Consider the following 18,222-nt stretch of genomic DNA (forward strand, 5'->3'; position numbering starts at 1 on the left):
TTGCACGCCGGTTTTTCAAGCATAGCCCCGGAGTATGACTATCTAAGGATATGCACCGGCCCGGTGTGGGAGGGGGCTTGCTCCCGATAGCGGTGTGTCAGGCACACTATTGGCGGGCTGATCCACCGCTATCGGGAGCAAGCCCCCTCCCACATTTTGGCCTATGTGACTTTGTTGCACTGCCATCAAACCGTCATCTCCCCACCACCTTCCTGCCACATTCCCCCGTTACTGTCCTCGCCAATGAGATCGATCTCAAGCGAGTGAACATGACTGACCTGAAAGACGTTGCGCGGCTGGCTGGCGTATCCCGCGCGACCGCCGCCCGCACTTTTGCCTCCCCCGAGCAGGTGCGCCCGGCGACCCGTGAGCAGGTGTTCGCCGCCGCCCGTGAGTTGGGGTTTCGGCCCAATCTGCTCGGCCGCCAACTGCGCCTGCAAACCACCCAGTTGATCGGCGTGGTAGTACCCAACCTGCTCAACCCGGTGTTCGCCGAGCAGTTCCAGGCCATGGAGCGTGCCGCGCGGTTGCGTGGCTACAGCCTGGTGCTGGCGACCACCGACTACAGCAGCGAGCGCGAGTGCATTGTGGTGGAAGAACTGCTGCGCCAGCGCGTCGATGGCCTGGTGCTGACGGTCACCGATGCCGAAAGCAACAGCGTGCTCAGCAGCCTGAATACCGAACAAACCCCGTTCGTGCTGGCCTATCACCAACCGAGCAACCCCAACTACAGCGCCGTGTCGGTGGACAACCGCGCGGGCATGGCCTTGGCCACGCGCTACTTGCTGGAGGCCGGTCATCGACGCATCAGCATGGTCGCCGGCCCCGCCTTGCAGTCCGACCGCGCACGCCTGCGCTATGCCGGTTACTGCGACGCGATGAAGGAATACGGCCTCAAAAGCCGCGCGGTGATCGAAATGCCCGCGCATACCCAGGCCGAATTCGCTGCCATCCAGCCGTACCTCAACGGCCCCGACGCCCCCAGCGCGCTGGTGTGTTCCAACGATTTCCTGGCTATCAGCCTGATCGCAGAGCTGCGCCGCAATGCCTGGAATGTACCCGGGCAGTTGTCGGTGATGGGCTTTGACGGCATAGCCCTCGGCACCCAGATGCACCCGACCCTGTGCAGCGTGGTGCAGCCCATCGCGCTGCTGGCCAGCACGGTGATTGACCAACTGCTGGCGCAGATCGCCGGGAATGCCCCGGTTTCCCATTGCCTGCCTTGCCATATCCGGCCGGGCGAAAGTACCCAACCCTTTGAGGAGTCCCTTGATGCGCGCATTCAGTAAAACCCTGGCAGCCGTGCTGCTGTGCGGTGTGGCCAGCCTGGCCCAGGCCGCCGAAACGGCTATTTGCTACAACTGCCCGCCGGACTGGGCCGATTGGGGCACCCAGCTCAAGGCCATTGCCGCCGACACGGGTGTGCAGGTGCCGCTGGACAACAAGAACTCCGGCCAGTCCCTGGCGCAACTGGTGGCCGAAAAGGCCGCGCCGGTCGCGGACGTGGTGTATTACGGCGTGACCTTCGGCTTGCAGGCGCAAAAGGCCGGTGTGGTCGATGGCTACAAACCCAAGGGCTGGGAGCAGATCCCCGCCGGCTTGAAAGACCCCGCCGGCCAGTGGTTTGCGATCCACTCCGGCACCTTGGGCATCATGGTCAACGTCGATGCATTGGGTGGCTTGCCGGTGCCGCAAAGCTGGGCCGACCTGCTCAAGCCTGAATACAAAGGCATGGTCGGCTACCTGGACCCGTCCAGCGCCTTCGTCGGTTATGTCTCTGCCGTGGCGATCAACCGCGCAATGGGCGGCGACCTGGACAACTTCGCCCCGGCCATCGACTACTTCCAGAAGCTGGCGAAAAACGCCCCCATCGTGCCCAAGCAGACCGCCTATGCGCGGGTGCTGTCCGGCGAGTTGCCGATCCTGGTGGACTACGACTTCAACGCCTACCGCGCCCGCTACAAAGACAACGCCAACGTCGCCTTCGTGATCCCCAAGGAAGGCAGCATCAGCGTGCCCTATGTGATGAGTCTGGTGGCCAACGCGCCGCACCGCGCCAATGGCGAGAAGGTGCTGGACTTCGTACTGTCGGACCAAGGCCAGGCACTCTGGGCCAAGGCTTACTTGCGCCCGGTACGCCCGGTGAACATGCCGGCCGACGTCGCCGCGCAGTTCCTGCCCGACAGCGATTACGCCCGCGCCGGTGTGGTGGACTATCAGAAAATGGCCGCTGTGCAGGAAGCCTTCGCCGCCCGTTACCTGAACGAGGTCAAGTAAGTGGCTGCATCGGCAAAACAGGCGGGCTGGGCGCTGGCCCCGGCCTTTGCGGTGCTGTTCGCATTCTGGCTGTTGCCGCTGGCGCACTTGATGGTGCTCGGCGCCGAAAGCCGCGACAGCCTCGGCAGCGGCTATTGGCAGGTGCTCAGTAGCGCGCAGTACCTGGGCAGCTTGGCGCAGACTTGCGTGCTGGCGATCGTGGTGACGTTCACCGCGTTGTTGATCGGTGGCATCAGCGGCGTATTCCTTGCGCGCCAGCAGTTTTTCGGGCGCTCGGCGTTGGTGGCCTTGCTCACGTTTCCTCTGGCGTTTCCCGGGGTGGTGGTGGGCTTTCTGGTGATCCTGTTGGCCGGGCGCCAGGGGTTGCTGGCGTCCCTGGGCCTGCAAGTGGCCGGTGAGCGCTGGATCTTTGCCTACTCGCTGGCCGGGCTGTTTGTCGGCTACCTGTACTTCTCGATTCCCCGGGTGATCCTCACGGTGATGGCCGCCTGCGAAAGCCTCGACCGCAGCCTGGAAGAGGCCGCGCATTCGCTGGGAGCAGGGCACTGGCGGGTGGTGTGCGACGTGATCGTGCCGGGCCTGGCGCCGGCGTTGGCGTCCTGTGGTGCGATCTGCTTCGCCACGTCCATGGGCGCCTTCGGCACCGCGTTCACCTTGGGCACGCGCCTGAATGTGACCCCGGTGGCGATCTACAACGTGTTCACCAACTACGCCAACTTTGCCGTCGCCGCCGCGTTGTCGGTGGTGCTCGGCGCGGTGACCTGGGCGGTGTTATTGCTCACGCGGCGCCTGGTGAAAAATGCGGGGACTGTCTTGTGAAGCGCTCATCGCTGTTTGTGATTCAACTGCTGTTCACCTTGCTGGTGTGCGCATTCATGTTGGTGCCGGTGCTGATGTCGTTGCTGGCCGGGTTGACGCGCAATTTCTTCGTCGGCCTGTCCAGCGGCCTGACCTTCGACTGGCTGATCCAGGTCTGGCAGGCCTATTCGCCCACCGTATGGCTGTCGTTGCAATTGGCGCTGGCGTGCGCGGTGTGTGTCTGCGTGATCGGCGTACCGGCGGCCTATGCGCTGGTGTGCATGAACAACCGCTTCAGCCGTGCCTTCGAAGAACTGATGGTGTTGCCGGTGGCGATGCCGGGGTTGGCCAGTGCGCTGGCGTTGCTGCTCACCTACGGCCAGTTCGGCACGTTTCGCAGCAGTTGGCTGTTCATCCTGGTGGGCCATGTGCTGTTCACCTTGCCGTTCCTGGTACGTCCGGTGATGGCGGTGATGCAACGCCAGCAACTGCCGGTGCTGGAAGAGGCAGCGGCCAGTCTGGGCGCCGGGCCGATCAAGCGCTTTTTCAGCGTGGTGGTGCCCAACTGCCGGGCGGGGATTCTCGCTGGCGTGCTGATGGTGGTGACCTTGTCGTTGGGCGAATTCAACCTGACCTGGATGCTCCACACACCCATGACCAAGACATTGCCCGTGGGCCTGGCCGACAGCTACGCCTCGGCGCGCCTGGAAATCGCCAGCGCCTACACCCTTATCTTTTTGCTGATGATCGTGCCGCTGCTGATTGCGTTGCAGGCCATCAGCGCTCGTTTGTCCCGTGGAGAGCGTCGATGACCGCTATCACTATTCGCCTGCAAGGCTGTCGCAAGGCGTTCGCCGACGGCACCGTGGCTGTGCATGATCTGAACCTGACCGTTGAAGGCGGTGAAACCCTGGCGATCCTCGGCCCGTCCGGCTGCGGCAAGACCACCACCTTGCGCCTGATTGCCGGCTTGGAACGCCCGGATGTGGGCCAGGTTTTTTTCGGCACCGACGACGTCACTCGTCTGCCCATCGAGCGCCGCGACGTGGGCATGGTGTTCCAGAACTACGCGTTGTTTCCCAACCTCGATGTGGCCGGCAATATCGTCTACGGCTTGAAGATTCGCGGCATGGCGCCGCTTGCGCGGAACAAGCGCTGCGAGGAACTGCTGGAGCTGGTGGGCCTGCAACAGCATGGCAAGCGCAGCATCCACGAATTGTCCGGTGGCCAGCGTCAACGCGTGGCCTTGGCCCGTGCCTTGGCGCCGCGCCCTAAAGTGCTGTTGCTGGACGAACCGCTGGCCGCCCTGGATGCGCAATTGCGCGAGCGCTTGCGCAGCGAGCTGAATGAACTGCTGCGCGGCCTCGGTATCACCTCGGTATTCGTCACCCACGATCAGGGCGAAGCCATGGCCCTGGGCGATCGTATCCTGGTGATGGAGCACGGCCGCGTCGCGCAACTGGCCAGCCCACGGGAGATCTACCAGAAACCGGCCAATGCGTTCGTCGCCGGTTTTGTCGGCAACCTCAATGCCTTTGCCGTTACCTCGCGAACAGCCCATGGCCTGAAAGTCTGCGGCGGCGAGTTGCCGTGGCAGGCCGCTGACGTGCCCAACACGGTGTACTGCCGCCCCGAACACTTGCGGGTGATGGAGAGCGAAGGGCACTTGCACGGCCATCTACTGGCGCAGTTTTTCCAGGGCGCCCAAAGCCGCTTGCTGGTGGACGTGGGCGGCCCGCAACCGCTGCTGGTGGACAGCAGCGACAACCACCTGTACGCCGTCGGCGCGCCGATCGCCTTGGCGATTGCGCCGCACATGTTGTTCACCCTGAATGCGTGAGAGTTTGCTTGTGAATCGTCCGTTTCTTGTTGCGCAAATCAGCGACCTGCACCTTAAAGCCGGCCAGCGCCTGACGTATGGGGTGGTCGATACCTTGGGCGCGCTGCGCCGTGCCGTCGACCATTTAAACGCCAGCCAACCCCGGCCCGATATCGTGGTGGTCAGCGGTGACCTGGTGGACTTCGGCCGCGCTGATGAATACGCCGTGCTGCACCCCGAACTCGCGCGCCTGCACATGCCGTGCTACCTGGTGCCCGGCAACCACGACACACGCGGTCCGTTGCTTGAGGCATTCCGTGATCACGCCTATTTGCCGTCGTCGGCAGAGGGGCCGTTGGACTGGGTGGTGGACGAGCATCCGCTGCGCTTGATCGGCCTGGACTCGACTATCCCGGGTGGGCATGGCGGCCAGCTACTGGACAGCCAATTGCACTGGTTGGACGAGCAACTGGCACGCCGCCCGGACGCGCCGACGTTGCTGATCCTGCACCACCCGCCCTTTATCAGCGGCATCGGCCATATGGACCGCGAACCCTTTATCAATTCCGCCGCACTGGAGCGCGTAGTGGCACGCCACCCGCAAGTGGAACGCCTGCTGTGCGGGCACCTGCACCGACCGATGCAACGACGCTTTGGCGGCAGCTTGAGTTGTGTGTGCCCCGGCACCTCCCATCAGATTGTGCTGGACCTGCAAGACGCCGCGCCCGCGCATTTCAACCTGGAACCGGCGGGGTATTTGTTGCATCGCTGGGATGCGCAACACGGCTTGATCAGCCACAACGGCGTGTTCGGGGATTACCCGGGGCCGTATCCGTTTTATGACGCTCATGGATTGATTGACTGAGGCTTACGGAGGTTTCACTTCACTCAACTAGCTAACAACTAAGTAACTGAACAACCGTTAATGCCCCGGCCAACGTCACGTTTGGCCGACGGTATCCTGCTGCCCATTTTTTGCGCCCGGAACTTGGATTCCGCGCCGGAGTTCGTCCTGATGAAAGCCACGTTGAATGTATTAAGTGTATTGACCGGCGGCCTGGGCATTGCCCTGAGCCCCTTGGCGTCTGCTGACTTTTTGAGCGACAGCAAAGCCAACTTGAGCATGCGTAACTTCTACTTCAATAACGACAACCGCGACGGCACGGCGGCACCGTCGAAGACCGAAGAGTGGGGCCAGGCCTTTATCCTCAACTACCAGTCGGGCTTCACTGACGGCACCGTCGGCTTTGGCCTGGACGCCATCGGCATGCTCGGCGTGACCCTCGACAGCAGCGCCGCGCGCCATGTCGGCAGCTCGATGATCCCCACCGAAGACGGCAAGGCCACGGACAACTGGGCCCGTGGCGGCGCGACGGCTAAGGCACGCTTTGCCAAGACCGAAGCGCGCTACGGCTACCTGCGCCCGAACCTGCCGATCCTGGTGAGCAACGACGGCCGCCTGTTGCCGCAGTCGTTCGAAGGCGGGCAAGTCACCAGCAAGGACATCGACAACCTGACCCTGGTCGGCGGCCAGCTTGAGCACACCACCGGTCGCGGCTCCAGCGACCGCAGTGGCCTGGCCGCGGCGGGCGGTACCCAGGAAAGCAATAAATTCACCTACGCCGGCGCGGACTACCAACTGACCAAGGACCTGATGGTCCAGTACTACTACGCCAACCTCGAAGACTATTACCAGCAACACTTCGCCGGGTTGATCCACGTATTGCCGTTGGGCGAATACGGCTCATTGAAAACCGACCTGCGCTACTTCAAGACCAGCTCCGACGGCAAAAACAGCAGTGCTGCCGGCCGTGCCGAGGGCTACAAGCTGGGCGGCTATACCAAGAACGGCAACGGTGAAATCGACAACAACACCTGGAGCGCCGCGTTCATCTACTCCCTGGGCCCGCACGTGATCACCGCCGGCTACCAGCAAGTCTCGGACGACAGCAACTTCGCCCAACTCAACCAGGGCGGCCTGGTGAACAAAGGCGAGGGCGGTGCCAGCCTGTACCTCTACACCGACCGTACCGTGCAGACCTTCATCCAGGCCGGTGAGCGCACCGCCTTTGCCCAGTACGCCTACGACTTCGCGTCGCTGGGTGTACCCGGCCTGAAGGCCTCGGTGATGTACCTCAAGGGCGACCACATTCTTACCGCCAGCGGCAACGACGCCAGCGAGTGGGAGCGGGACATCTCGTTGGATTACGTGGTGCAGAGCGGCACGTTCAAGAACGTCGGGTTCGGCTGGCGTAACGGCGTGTCACGCAGTGAAGTGGCGCGGGACCAGGACCAGAATCGGGTGTTTGTGAGTTATTCGATTCCGTTGATGTAGTACAGCTGAGCGCCTCACCTCTGTAGGCGCGAGTGGGCGCTCAGTGATCGTGCATGCGTTGCGGTGTCATCGCTGATCTGATGAAAACCGCAGCGCAGATAAAATGCCGCGGCTTCGGGTGTATCGGTAGATAAGCGCACATCGTGGAATTTCAGCGTGGCGTAATCCAGCAGTGCTTGAACCAAGGCCTTACCCACGTCTCGCCCTCGCATTTGGGGAGTCACGTATACCCGGCGCAGCCGGCCCACGGTTGAGCCGGCGTAGGGATCACGGGTAACGCCGCCGACTGCAATCAGTTGCTCCTGGTAAAACACGCCCAAAAGGTACTCGCCCGGTTGTTCGAACCGATTGGCGCCTGTTTCCCACTCTGTGATCAGGCGCGTGAGGAACCTGAACCCTTCGGCAATAGCTTGCGCTTCCAGCGTGTGGATCTCGTCTGGGAGTTCTTCCAGTCTACGTATCGAAGGGGCTTCGCTGGAGGGCTTCATAGGGACTCTTTGTGTGGGCACTGAGCGTTCGACCTCATAGCTGATTGCGCCCCAAAGACAACTGCCTTGGGTAATGACATCCCTGTAGGGACCTATCCGAAATAGCGTGGCGGGCACTGTACCTGTGGCGAGGGAGGCGTGCTCAAACCACCCGGTTCCTGCCCGCGGCCTTGGCCTCATACAAACACATGTCCGCGCGTTTGAGTAGTGCCAGGGAGTCACGGTCCGAAGGCTCGGCCACGCCCACGCCGATGCTCACGGTCAGACGGCCCACGGTTGGAAACACTGCCGCCTCGACGGCCGCGCGGATTTTTTCGGCGACCACGTCGGGGCTGTCCGGCGCTTCGACTTCCGGCAGCAGCACGGCGAATTCTTCCCCGCCATAACGCGCCACAAAGTCAGTGGCGCGCGTCGTGCTTTCTATCAGCGCGGCGAGTTGGCACAGCACATCATCGCCAATGGCGTGGCCGTAGGTGTCGTTGACGCGCTTGAAGTAATCGGCATCGATCAGCAGCAGGGCGAAGGTGCGGCCGGTACGTTGGAACAGCAGGCTGTTCTCGGCGAGTTTTTCATCGAAGCGGCGACGGTTGAACACGCCGGTGAGGGCATCGTGGGTGGCCAGTTTCAGCAGTTCGGCGTTGGCCTGGGTGAGGTCGGCGGTGCGTTGGGCGACAGTGGCTTCCAGGGAGGCGTTGGCTTCCTGCAGCTGGCGTTCCTTGGCCAGCAGCGCTTGGGTCATGCCGGTGAGCGAACGGCCCAGTTGGGCGATTTCCAGTACCGAGTGCTCCTGGGGAAACACGGCGCCGGGCTGGTGCTCCTGGACTTGCTTGGCGGATTTGGCCAGTTGTTCGATAGGGCGACTGAGGGAGGAGGCCAGGTAATACGCCGCGACCATGAACGCCACGGCGGCGAGTACACCGAGTATCAGCAGTTTGTAGAGCAGCGTGCGCGCCGGTTGCAGGGCCACATCCAACGGCTGGCGCACCATGATGTACCAAGTCATTTTTGCGTTGGAGGGGCTGGGCACCGCGACCGAAGCGGTCACAAAACCGTCCGCCGTGGACCAGCCGGAAGGCGTGACCAGCTTGTCTTTAGGCATCTGCTCGCCGGCCAGCAGTTCGGGATAAAGCACCTTGCCGTCGAAGTCGACAATCAGCGCCTCGATATCAGGGATGGCGTCCTTCTGCATCACTGCCGAATCGACGATTTGCGTCACCCAGCGCCAGTGCGCATGGGCCCCCAGCACGCCGATGGTCTCGCCCTTGACGTTACGGATAGGCTCGGCGAAATCAATAAAACGCAACAGCTCGCCGTTGGCCGCCCCTGGCAGCAACTTGGCCAGCAGCACCGCCTCATGGGGATCGCCGGTGTACTCGCCAAGCAGACCGGCCTGGAACCATGGGCGCTGGCTGACAGATTGATTCACCAGCAGCCCATTCACCGCCTGGCGCACACGGCCGTCGGCATCGGCGACGCCCATCCACGCGTACTCGGCGCGAGACTGGGTACGCAGCTCCATCAGCGTGAGGATGTCCGGCTCGTTCAAGTCACCCTTGCGAAACAGCGGCGCTTTGCTGAGCAGGGTCACTTCCAGCTGACGCTCGCGCAGTTGCACGGCCAACAGCGCAGCGGTGGAGCGCGCTGTGCTCAACAAAGCAACGCCGCTGGCCTGCTTCATCTGCCCAGTTGCGATGTGCCCCACATAAAAGCCCACGCTCAGCAAGGTGAGCAGGGATAAACCGGCAAACCATAAGGTCAGGTGACTGCGCAGGCTGGCTTTGATCATGGGTGCTCATTTGAATGTATTGTTTGCGAGCATAGTACCCGCAATGAATGAGTGCCGTGTCGGCTAAAGGCAAGCTTCAACATGAGCGAAACTTGTGCTGATCTAAAATAGAATGAGTTTGTCTCACCATGATCAATTCCCGACAATGACTGCCATACATAACGACATTGGAGTTGTAAGTCATGGCTGTCGCTCATTCCCTGGGATTTCCGCGCATTGGACGCGATCGTGAACTGAAAAAAGCGCAGGAAGCGTTCTGGAAGGGTGAGCTCGACGAGGACGGCCTGCGCGCCGTTGGCCGTGACCTGCGCAAGACCCATTGGGCGTTGCAGAAACAGGCCGGTATTGAGTTGCTGCCCGCTGGCGATTTCGCCTGGTACGACCAGGTGCTGACTCACTCGCTGATGTTCGGCGTGATCCCTGAGCGCTTTCGCCCGGCGGATGGCAAGGCCACCCTGCAAACCCTGTTCGGTATGGCGCGGGGTGTCAGCGACAACTGCTGCGGTGGTGCCCACGCCCAGGAAATGACCAAGTGGTTCGATACCAACTACCACTACTTGGTGCCTGAATTCAGCGTCGACCAGCACTTCCATCTGGGCTGGGATCAACTCTTCGAAGAAGTGCAGGAAGCTCTCGAACTGGGCCACAACGTCAAGCCGGTGGTGATTGGCCCGTTGACGTACCTGTGGCTGGGCAAGGCCAAGGGCGGCGACTTCGACAAGCTTGATCTGCTGGAGCGCCTGCTGCCGTTGTATGGCCAGATCTTCCAACGCCTGGCGGACCTGGGCGTGGAATGGGTACAGATCGACGAGCCGATCCTGGTGCTCGACCTGCCACAAGAGTGGAAAAACGCTTTCGAACGCGCCTATAACCTGATCCAGCGCGACCCACTGAAAAAGTTGGTGGCTACCTACTTCGGTGGTCTGGAAGAGAACCTCGGCCTGGCCGCGAACCTGCCAGTGGATGGCCTGCACATCGACCTGATACGGGCGCCGGAACAGTACCCGACCATCCTCGACCGTCTGCCGGCGTACAAGGTGCTGTCCCTGGGGGTAGTGAACGGCCGCAACGTCTGGCGCTGCGACCTGGAAAACGCCCTGGCGACCTTGCAGCATGCTCATGAAAAACTCGGTGATCGCCTTTGGGTGGCGCCGTCCTGCTCGCTGCTGCACAGCCCGGTGGACCTGGGCCGTGAAGACAAGCTGGATGCCGAGTTGAAAAGCTGGCTGGCCTTCGCTGTGCAGAAGTGCGCTGAAGTGGCGGTGCTGGCCCAGGCGGTCAACCAACCTGAAGCGCCCAACGTGCTTGCTGCTCTGACGCACAGCCGCACCGTGCAGGCCGCACGCGCTGCTTCGCCAAGAATCCACAAACCGGCCGTCCAGGCACGTGTTGCCGCTATTACTGCCAAGGACAGCCAGCGCCACTCGCTGTTTGCCCAGCGTATCGAGCAACAGCGCGCTGGCCTCAAACTGCCGTTGTTCCCGACCACCACCATCGGTTCGTTCCCGCAAACAGCCTCTATCCGCCTGGCGCGCCAGTCATACAAGGCCGGCAAGTTGAGCGAGGCCGAATACGTCGAAGCGATGCACAGCGAAATTAGGCACGCCGTCGAAGTGCAGGAAAACCTCGGCCTGGATGTGCTGGTGCATGGTGAAGCTGAACGTAACGACATGGTCGAATACTTCGCCGAGCAACTGGATGGCTACGTGTTCACGCGCTTCGGCTGGGTCCAGAGCTACGGTTCGCGTTGCGTGAAACCAGCCGTAATTTTCGGCGACCTGAGCCGTCCGAAGGCGATGACCGTGGAGTGGATCCGCTATGCCCAAGGCCTGACCCACAAGGTCATGAAAGGCATGCTGACCGGTCCGGTGACCATGCTGATGTGGTCGTTCCCCCGCGAAGACGTGAGCCGTGAAGTGCAGGCCCGCCAATTGGCCTTGGCGATTCGTGATGAAGTGGTTGATTTGGAAACCGCTGGCATCAAGATCGTGCAGATCGACGAAGCCGCGTTTCGCGAAGGCCTGCCGTTGCGCCAGGCACAGTGGCAGCACTACCTGGATTGGGCCACCGAAGTGTTCCGCCTGTGCGCCTCTGGCGTGCGTGACGACACCCAGATCCATACCCACATGTGCTACAGCGAGTTCAACGATGTGATCGAGTCCATCGCAGCGATGGATGCCGATGTGATCACCATCGAAACCTCACGTTCGGACATGGAGTTGCTGGACGCGTTTGAAGCCTTCGCCTACCCGAATGACATCGGCCCGGGAGTCTACGACATCCACTCGCCACGGGTGCCCGATGCATCGGAAATGGCTAACCTGCTGCGCAAGGCAGCCAAGCGGATCCCGGCCGAGCGGTTGTGGGTGAACCCGGATTGCGGTTTGAAGACGCGTGGCTGGCCGGAGACTGAGGCGGCGCTGATTCATATGGTCACTGCGGCGCGTCAACTGCGAGCGGAATTGGCGTAACGCGGTTAAAAATGTGGGGCGAGGTTTGCTTTCGATGGCGGTTTGTTGGTGTGCATATCCGTTTCTGCGGTCACGGCGGGTATTGGTTCCGCCCTTACGGCGGGTCACTTTGGAAAAGCCCCAAAGTAACCAAAGGGCTCTTGCCCCAACACTCGGCACCTCGCCTAGGCTCGGTGTGCCCTCACTCCGGCTTGAATCCGTGGGCCGCCGCGATGGGCCATCCATGGCCCAGCGCGGCTAACCCGGCGTCCTGCCGGGTTACCCACGGATTCAAGCCTGCGTTCGGCCAGCGTGTTTGACGGGGCGCCTGAGATCAAGATCAAAAGCGCAGATCAAAAGAACGCTGACTTCGTCAGCGAAAAGGATGTAAGAGCCAAATCAAAAGCAGATCTAAAGCAGAGCAAAAGCAGAGCAAAAGCAGAGCAAAAGCAGAGCAAAAGCAGAACAAAAGCAGATCTAAAGCAGAGCAAAAGCAGAACAAAAGCAGAACAAAAGCAGAACAGCAGGCTAGGACCTATCTGGCTGATCTATGGAGATCAAACTGTGGGAGGGGGCTTGCTCCCGATGGCAGTGGGTCAGTCACAGCTGCATCAACTGACACACCCTCATCGGGAGCAAGCTCCCTCCCACAGTTGGACGGAGTTCGGCTTAAGAATCCGGTCGCCGTAAGGGCGAAACCGTAAGCCGCCGTTATCGCAGCAACGGATATGTGCTCAGCCAGCATCCTGACTCGGAGATATCGAAGTCAGGGCCTGTAGCATCGCCACACTGCCCCTCCCACAATTGAATCTACGCTCAGAGGTATTTGAGCCACGCCAGATCCCTTCGACGCGCCTTCAGCCCGGCAAACCAGCGCACTGGCACGTAAAGCACCAGCGGCAGCAACAGGGCCGCCAGCCATACGGCACCGATGCTGTCGAACCCGAAGTAGTTGCCATGGTTGAGGCCGAACGCCGCCACACACGCTACATACAGCACCTTCAGCACATACAGGTGCAGCAGGTAAAAGAACATCGGCGCTGCACCAAACACGGCCAATACTCCGATCCAACGTTTATGCCCCGCGCGTTCAAACGCCAACAGCAACAACAGTCCAATCCCCAACGTCAACGCCAAGAACAACAACGAAGGCGGGTATTTGGTCACGTTGAAAAAGCTCATCACCGTTTGCACGCCGCTCTCGTACGTCTGCCAAGGCTTCTCGCCGTAGCCGTTGACCGCACGCAACATCACAAACCCCATCAACGAACCCGCACCGGCCAGCAACAGTTGGCGCTGGCGCGCTGCAGGCACGGTGGCATTGGCGAACCACGGACCGATGCTGTAGCCCAGTGCAATCACACCGATCCACGGCAACACCGGATAGGTAGTGCGCAAGCGCAGGTCGGCGGACACGTCGATCCAACTGCGTTCATGCAGGATTGCCCACAGATTCTGCAGCGCCGAACCTGGAGCAAAGTGCACGCCATCCAGCAGGTTGTGCCCGCCGATGATCACCAGCGCCACGATGATCAGCAGCGGGCGCGGCAGCCACACGAGGGCGGCGAGGGCGATCATGCTGATGCCAATCGCCCAGATTACTTGCATGTAGATCACGCTCGGTGGGAGCTGGAAGGTCCAGGCTAAGTTGACCAGGGTGAATTCCAGCACCACCAGGAACAACCCGCGCTTGAACAGGAACGCCGACACATCGCGGCGGCCCTGGTATTTCTGGCCGTACAAAAACGCGGATAACCCCGTGAGCAAGACAAACACCGGCGCACACAGGTGGGCGAGGGTGCGGCTGATAAACAGCGCAGGTTCGGTGTTGTCGATGCTCATCGGGTCGCCGACCTGACGGTGCAGCAGGAAGGTTTCGCGAACGTGGTCGAGCAGCATGAACAGGATCACCAGGCCGCGCAGGGCGTCGATGGAGAGCAGGCGTTGACGGAGGGGAACAGCATCGGTCATGGGTGTGGTCGCAGGGCTGGGTGGAAAGTGGATGTTATTCTATAACATTAAATTGCACATTGCTGAGGTCCGTCACCCAGACTAGAATGCGATCAATTCTTAATTACTCCGTGGCCTTGGTGCCGGTGACTCGCATGTCGTCCCCCCTCAACCTGCCTATTCAGGCGCTGTACTGCGAACACCACGGATGGTTGTACCGCTGGCTCGACCGCAAACTGGGCAATGCCAGCGATGCGGCCGACCTGGCTCACGACACCTTCGTGCGGTTGTTGAGTCGCCAAAGCTGCGCCGGTTTTGGCAGCGAGCCACGGGCGTTGCTCACTCATATTGCCAAGGGCCTGATGATCGACAGTTGGCGTCGTCAGGAGGTCGAACGCGCCTACCTGGAAACCATCGCCCACTTGCCCGAGCAGCAAGTGCCATCGCCGGAAACCCGCTGGCTGATTCTCGAAGCGCTGTACCGTATCGAAGCCATGCTGCGCGACTTGCCCGAGAAAACCCGCCAGGCGTTCCTGATGTCGCAGCTCGATGGCCTGACGTACCAGCAGATTGCCGATGAGTTGAAGGTGTCGCTGGTGTCGGTCAAACGCTATATGCGCGATGCTTTCCTCGCCTGCCTGAGCGTGGCATGAACCCGTCGATTGACCCGCTGATCCTGGGCGAAGCCGCCGACTGGATGGTGCAGTTGCAGTCCGGCAGCGCGACCGACGAAGACCACCGCGCCATCGCCCAATGGCAAGGCCGCAGCGCCCAGCACGCGCAGGCCTGGCAGCGTGCGCAGGCGATTCTGGGGGACTTCAACAGCGTGCCGAGTGCGATTGCCGGCGATACCCTCAAGCGTATCGGCCGCAAAAAATCCCTTGGCCGGCGCCAGGCATTGGGGTTGTTGCTGCTGGCAGGTCCGGCGACGTGGCTGGCCTTGCAGCAAAAGCCCTGGCAGTCGTGGGCGGCCGACCAGCGCACCGCCATCGGCGAGCAACGCAATTTGACCTTGCCTGACGGTACGCGCCTGCTGATCAACACCGCCAGCTCGTTGAATATCGGCTTCACCGATCAGGTACGGCGCATTGAACTGCTGCAAGGCGAAGTGATGATCACCACCGCCAAGGACCCTGCGCCAAGCCATCGTCCGTTTATCGTACAAACCCGCCACGGCACCGCCCGTGCGCTGGGCACGCACTTCAGCGTGCGTGTCGGTGAGCACATCAGCCGCGTGGCCGTGATCGAAGGTGCGGTGGAGATGCTTCCTACCCACGCCGAGCGTGGGTTGATCCTCAAGGCCGGTGAGCAGAGCGCATTTGGCAACGACAGCGTGGCGGCGGTTGGGCCGCTGGATGTCAGCGCCATGACCTGGGAGAACGGCATGCTGCTGGCCCAGCATATGCGCCTGGCGGATTTGCTCGACGAACTGGGGCGCTACCGTGCCGGCGTGTTGCGTTGCCACCCCGGTGTGGCGGGGTTGACCGTTTCCGGCGCATTCCCCCTGCGTGATACGGATGCCAGCCTGCGCCTGTTGCAGGAAACCCTGCCGGTGACCGTCAGCCGCTTGACCGGCTACTGGGTCACCGTCGAGCCGCGTTGAAATTTCTTTCAGATTCGCTGATACCTTTTTCGTTGTCGTCCGGTGTAGGGGAGAACCCTCAACGTTGCACCGCGCCGACAGGAACGCCCATGAACGCCAGACTGCACCTCGTTTGCCCCCGTCCCCTCAAGGCGCTGAGCCTGGCTGTTGCGCTTGCCACTCTCGCACCGCTGCACAGCGCCATGGCAGCAGAGACAGTAGCGGGCGCCGCGCGCAGCTATGCCCTCGCGCCGGGGCCCTTGGGCAATGTGTTGGCGCAGTTCGCGGCGTTATCCGGTGTGCCGCTGTCGTTTGATTCCGCGCTGCTCAATGACCAACAGAGTTCGGGCCTGCAAGGCAGCTACACTGCGCAATCGGGTTTCATGCAACTGCTCCAGGGCAGCGGCTACACCGTGCAAAGCACCGGCAGCGGCGGCTACACCGTGGTGCCCGAGGCCACTGGCGACGTGCTGCAACTGGGCGCCACCACCATCAGCGCCGAAACGAGTGGGGCAGAGGTGGACACCTATGGCGGTGGCCAGGTAGCGCGTTCGGCGCGCCTGGGCGTGTTGGGCAATCGCTCGATCAATGACGTGCCGTTCAGCGTGGTCAGCTACACCTCCAAAACCATCGCCGACCAGCAGGCGCGCACCGTGGGTGACGTGTTGCTCAACGACGCGTCGGTGCGCCAGTCCTCCGGGTTCGGTAACTTCTCCCAAGTGTTTACCATCCGCGGCCTGCCACTGAACACCGATGACATTGCTTTCAACGGCCTCTATGGCGTGCTGCCCCGGCAGATCGTCACCACCGAGGCCCTGGAACGTGTGGAGTTGTTCAAAGGCCCCAACGCCTTCGTCAACGGCGTATCGCCGGCGGGCAGTGGGATTGGCGGCAGCGTCAACCTGGTGCCCAAGCGCGCCGAAGACACCGCGACCCGCAGCATCAGCCTCGACACCACCACCGACGGCCAGGCCGGTGGGCACCTCGACCTGGGCCAGCGCTTTGGCGAAGACAACCGTTTCGGTGCGCGGGTCAACCTGGCCAAACACGGCGGTGACACGGCCATCGAGGATGAATTCAAAAGCTCACAACTGATCGCCATCGCCCTGGATTACCGTGGCGAGCGCCTGCGCATGTCCACCGATTTCGGCTACCAGAAAGAGCGCATCAACAGCGGCCGCTCGGTGGTCTACCCCACAGGTACCCAAGTGCCGAAGGCGCCATCGGCGAAGCATAACTACGCCCAGGATTGGAGCTGGTCGGAGTTGGAAGACACCTACGGCATGTTCAATGCCGAGTACGACCTCAATGACAACTGGACGGCTTACGTGGGCGGCGGCGCCAAGCACACGCGGGAGAATGGTCAGTATTCGTCGTTGTATGTGGGCAACAACGGTGCCGGGCAAGTGGGCTTTTTGTATTCGCCCCATGATGAGGACAACAAGAGTGCCATGGCCGGTTTGAACGGGCACTTCAGCACTGGGCCGGTGACCCATCAGATGAACGTCGGTTTGTCGGGAGTCTGGGGCGAACAGCGTTCGGCGTTTGAAGCGATCCTGCGGGGCAATCGCAAGCCCGGCGATCTGTACAACCCGACCCAGATAGCGCGCCCGACCGTCACCTATTTCGGCAGCGATGTGCACGACCCACGCATCGTTGGCAAAAACCGCATCAAGAGTGCTGCGGTGTCCGACACCTTGGGCTTTATCGACGATCGCGTATTGCTGACGTTGGGCGTGCGCCGCCAGACCATCGAAGTGGACGCCTGGAACACCACCACCGGCGTGCGCAGTGCCAACTATGCCGAGTCGATCACCACGCCGGTTTATGGCCTGGTGGTCAAGCCTTGGGAGCATGTGTCGTTCTACGCCAACCGTATCGAAGGCTTGGCCCAAGGTCCGACGGCGCCGCTGACCAACGTCACCAATCCCGGCGAAGTCTTTGCGCCCAACCGCAGCAAACAGACTGAAGCCGGGGTCAAGTTCGATTGGGACAGCTATGGCGCTACCCTCGGTGTCTACCGCATCGAACAGCCGAACAGTGCGACCAACACCAACGCCAATGGCACCCATACCTTCAGCGTCGACGGTGAGCAGATCAACAAAGGTGTGGAACTCAACGTCTTCGGCGAACCCCTTGACGGCCTGCGCGTGCTGGCCGGTGCAACCTGGATGAACACCGAGTTGAAGCGCACTGCCAACGGCCTCACCGACGGCAACCGCGCTGCCGGTGTGCCGCGTTTTCAGTTCAACGTGGGCGCCGATTGGGACATTCCGGGCATCCAGGGCGCTGCGATTAACGCACGGCTGCTGCGCACCGGCGGCGAGTACGTCAACGCTGACAACACACTCAGCATTCCGGCCTGGACCCGTGTTGACCTCGGTGCGCGTTATGGCTTCAAGGCCGACGACAAGTTCATCACCTTGCGCGCCAACGTCGAGAATGTCGCGAACAAGGCGTACTGGGCGTCGGCGTCGACCGCCAATAACTACCTGACCCAGGGCGAGCCACGGACGGTGAAGCTATCGGCAACGGTGGACTTCTAAAGGGTAAACACGGTCCACTGTCGAACGTGTTTGGGGGGGCGCCAGACGCCTGACGCCCACCCAATACCGATCTATAAAGGACGTGTAGGCACCCACCGGCAGCCCTACACGGGCGAGGTCAATATTCAGGCGTTTTAAGCAGTATTCCCGCCAGGAATGCCCCCATAAAAACCCTGCATTGTCTTTATCCG

Annotated in this window: 14 protein-coding genes; 11 read left to right on the top strand and 3 right to left on the bottom strand. The window is 61.6% G+C overall.

The genetic code is table 11. The annotated features are described in order from the left end of the window. The first annotated feature begins 269 nt into the window (after window positions 1–269). The 7 genes from CKW32_RS07630 to CKW32_RS07660 all read left to right on the top strand — a co-directional run bounded on the left by CKW32_RS07630 (window position 270) and on the right by CKW32_RS07660 (window position 7,229). Window positions 270–1,289 carry a LacI family DNA-binding transcriptional regulator gene (locus tag CKW32_RS07630; protein ID WP_032889511.1) on the top strand — a complete coding sequence of 340 codons (1,020 nt, stop codon included), beginning with the start codon at window positions 270–272 and terminating at the stop codon, window positions 1,287–1,289. After that, a complete protein-coding gene (locus CKW32_RS07635; protein WP_095184480.1) occupies window positions 1,273–2,277 on the top strand; it encodes an ABC transporter substrate-binding protein in 1,005 nt (334 codons plus the stop codon). The genes CKW32_RS07630 and CKW32_RS07635 overlap by 17 nt, the downstream gene beginning before the upstream one ends. Next, a complete protein-coding gene (locus CKW32_RS07640) occupies window positions 2,278–3,096 on the top strand; it encodes an iron ABC transporter permease (RefSeq protein WP_095184481.1) in 819 nt (272 codons plus the stop codon). After that, the gene (locus CKW32_RS07645; RefSeq protein WP_032889505.1) at window positions 3,093–3,887 is read left to right on the top strand and encodes an ABC transporter permease; all 795 of its coding nucleotides are present in this window, start codon (window positions 3,093–3,095) and stop codon (window positions 3,885–3,887) included. The genes CKW32_RS07640 and CKW32_RS07645 overlap by 4 nt, the downstream gene beginning before the upstream one ends. Continuing rightward, complete coding sequence (locus CKW32_RS07650) at window positions 3,884–4,915, top strand: ABC transporter ATP-binding protein (protein ID WP_095184482.1); 1,032 nt, start codon at window positions 3,884–3,886, stop codon at window positions 4,913–4,915. Before CKW32_RS07645 ends, CKW32_RS07650 begins: the two co-directional genes overlap by 4 nt. A gap of 10 nt (window positions 4,916–4,925) precedes the next feature. Next, window positions 4,926–5,759 (top strand): phosphodiesterase, encoded by an 834-nt coding sequence (locus CKW32_RS07655; RefSeq protein WP_095185007.1) that lies wholly within the window; start codon window positions 4,926–4,928, stop codon window positions 5,757–5,759. Between the two features lie 150 nt (window positions 5,760–5,909). Further along, window positions 5,910–7,229, top strand: a complete 1,320-nt coding sequence (locus CKW32_RS07660) for an OprD family porin (protein WP_095185008.1) — start codon at window positions 5,910–5,912, stop codon at window positions 7,227–7,229. 14 nt (window positions 7,230–7,243) lie between these two features. Here CKW32_RS07660 and CKW32_RS07665 read toward each other — a convergent pair whose 3' ends face one another. Both CKW32_RS07665 and CKW32_RS07670 read right to left on the bottom strand, forming a co-directional pair. Then, window positions 7,244–7,717 carry a GNAT family N-acetyltransferase gene (locus tag CKW32_RS07665; RefSeq protein WP_095184483.1) on the bottom strand — a complete coding sequence of 158 codons (474 nt, stop codon included), beginning with the start codon at window positions 7,715–7,717 and terminating at the stop codon, window positions 7,244–7,246. 142 nt (window positions 7,718–7,859) lie between these two features. Next, entirely contained in the window at window positions 7,860–9,503 is a 1,644-nt protein-coding gene (locus CKW32_RS07670; RefSeq protein ID WP_095184484.1) for a sensor domain-containing diguanylate cyclase, read from the bottom strand. A gap of 182 nt (window positions 9,504–9,685) precedes the next feature. Here CKW32_RS07670 and metE point away from each other — a divergent pair, with 182 nt between their 5' ends. Then, the gene (gene metE, locus CKW32_RS07675; protein WP_032889497.1) at window positions 9,686–11,974 is read left to right on the top strand and encodes a 5-methyltetrahydropteroyltriglutamate--homocysteine S-methyltransferase; all 2,289 of its coding nucleotides are present in this window, start codon (window positions 9,686–9,688) and stop codon (window positions 11,972–11,974) included. A 795-nt stretch (window positions 11,975–12,769) separates the two neighbouring features. Here metE and CKW32_RS07685 read toward each other — a convergent pair. Then, on the bottom strand, window positions 12,770–13,924 hold the full coding sequence (locus CKW32_RS07685) for a DUF1624 domain-containing protein (RefSeq protein WP_095184485.1): 1,155 nt from the start codon (window positions 13,922–13,924) through the stop codon (window positions 12,770–12,772). 134 nt (window positions 13,925–14,058) lie between these two features. Here CKW32_RS07685 and CKW32_RS07690 point away from each other — a divergent pair, with 134 nt between their 5' ends. The 3 genes from CKW32_RS07690 to CKW32_RS07700 all read left to right on the top strand — a co-directional run bounded on the left by CKW32_RS07690 (window position 14,059) and on the right by CKW32_RS07700 (window position 18,031). After that, window positions 14,059–14,556 (top strand): sigma-70 family RNA polymerase sigma factor, encoded by a 498-nt coding sequence (locus CKW32_RS07690; protein ID WP_095184486.1) that lies wholly within the window; start codon window positions 14,059–14,061, stop codon window positions 14,554–14,556. After that, window positions 14,553–15,506 carry a FecR domain-containing protein gene (locus CKW32_RS07695; protein WP_095184487.1) on the top strand — a complete coding sequence of 318 codons (954 nt, stop codon included), beginning with the start codon at window positions 14,553–14,555 and terminating at the stop codon, window positions 15,504–15,506. Before CKW32_RS07690 ends, CKW32_RS07695 begins: the two co-directional genes overlap by 4 nt. Before the next feature lie 89 nt (window positions 15,507–15,595). Next, the gene (locus CKW32_RS07700) at window positions 15,596–18,031 is read left to right on the top strand and encodes a TonB-dependent receptor (RefSeq protein ID WP_095184488.1); all 2,436 of its coding nucleotides are present in this window, start codon (window positions 15,596–15,598) and stop codon (window positions 18,029–18,031) included. Window positions 18,032–18,222: the final 191 nt, after the last annotated feature.

Source organism: Pseudomonas sp. Irchel 3H9 (assembly GCF_900187495.1).
GTDB classification, from domain to species: Bacteria; Pseudomonadota; Gammaproteobacteria; order Pseudomonadales; family Pseudomonadaceae; genus Aquipseudomonas; species Aquipseudomonas sivasensis.

Coding starts and splice junctions, on each gene's coding strand:
- CKW32_RS07630 (WP_032889511.1), top strand. CDS start 270: ATGACTGACCTGAAAGACGTTGCGCGGCTGGCTGGCGTATCCCGCGCG.
- CKW32_RS07635 (WP_095184480.1), top strand. CDS start 1,273: ATGCGCGCATTCAGTAAAACCCTGGCAGCCGTGCTGCTGTGCGGTGTG.
- CKW32_RS07650 (WP_095184482.1), top strand. CDS start 3,884: ATGACCGCTATCACTATTCGCCTGCAAGGCTGTCGCAAGGCGTTCGCC.
- CKW32_RS07660 (WP_095185008.1), top strand. CDS start 5,910: ATGAAAGCCACGTTGAATGTATTAAGTGTATTGACCGGCGGCCTGGGC.
- CKW32_RS07665 (WP_095184483.1), bottom strand. CDS start 7,717: ATGAAGCCCTCCAGCGAAGCCCCTTCGATACGTAGACTGGAAGAACTC.
- CKW32_RS07670 (WP_095184484.1), bottom strand. CDS start 9,503: ATGATCAAAGCCAGCCTGCGCAGTCACCTGACCTTATGGTTTGCCGGT.
- metE (WP_032889497.1), top strand. CDS start 9,686: ATGGCTGTCGCTCATTCCCTGGGATTTCCGCGCATTGGACGCGATCGT.
- CKW32_RS07685 (WP_095184485.1), bottom strand. CDS start 13,924: ATGACCGATGCTGTTCCCCTCCGTCAACGCCTGCTCTCCATCGACGCC.
- CKW32_RS07690 (WP_095184486.1), top strand. CDS start 14,059: ATGTCGTCCCCCCTCAACCTGCCTATTCAGGCGCTGTACTGCGAACAC.
- CKW32_RS07695 (WP_095184487.1), top strand. CDS start 14,553: ATGAACCCGTCGATTGACCCGCTGATCCTGGGCGAAGCCGCCGACTGG.
- CKW32_RS07700 (WP_095184488.1), top strand. CDS start 15,596: ATGAACGCCAGACTGCACCTCGTTTGCCCCCGTCCCCTCAAGGCGCTG.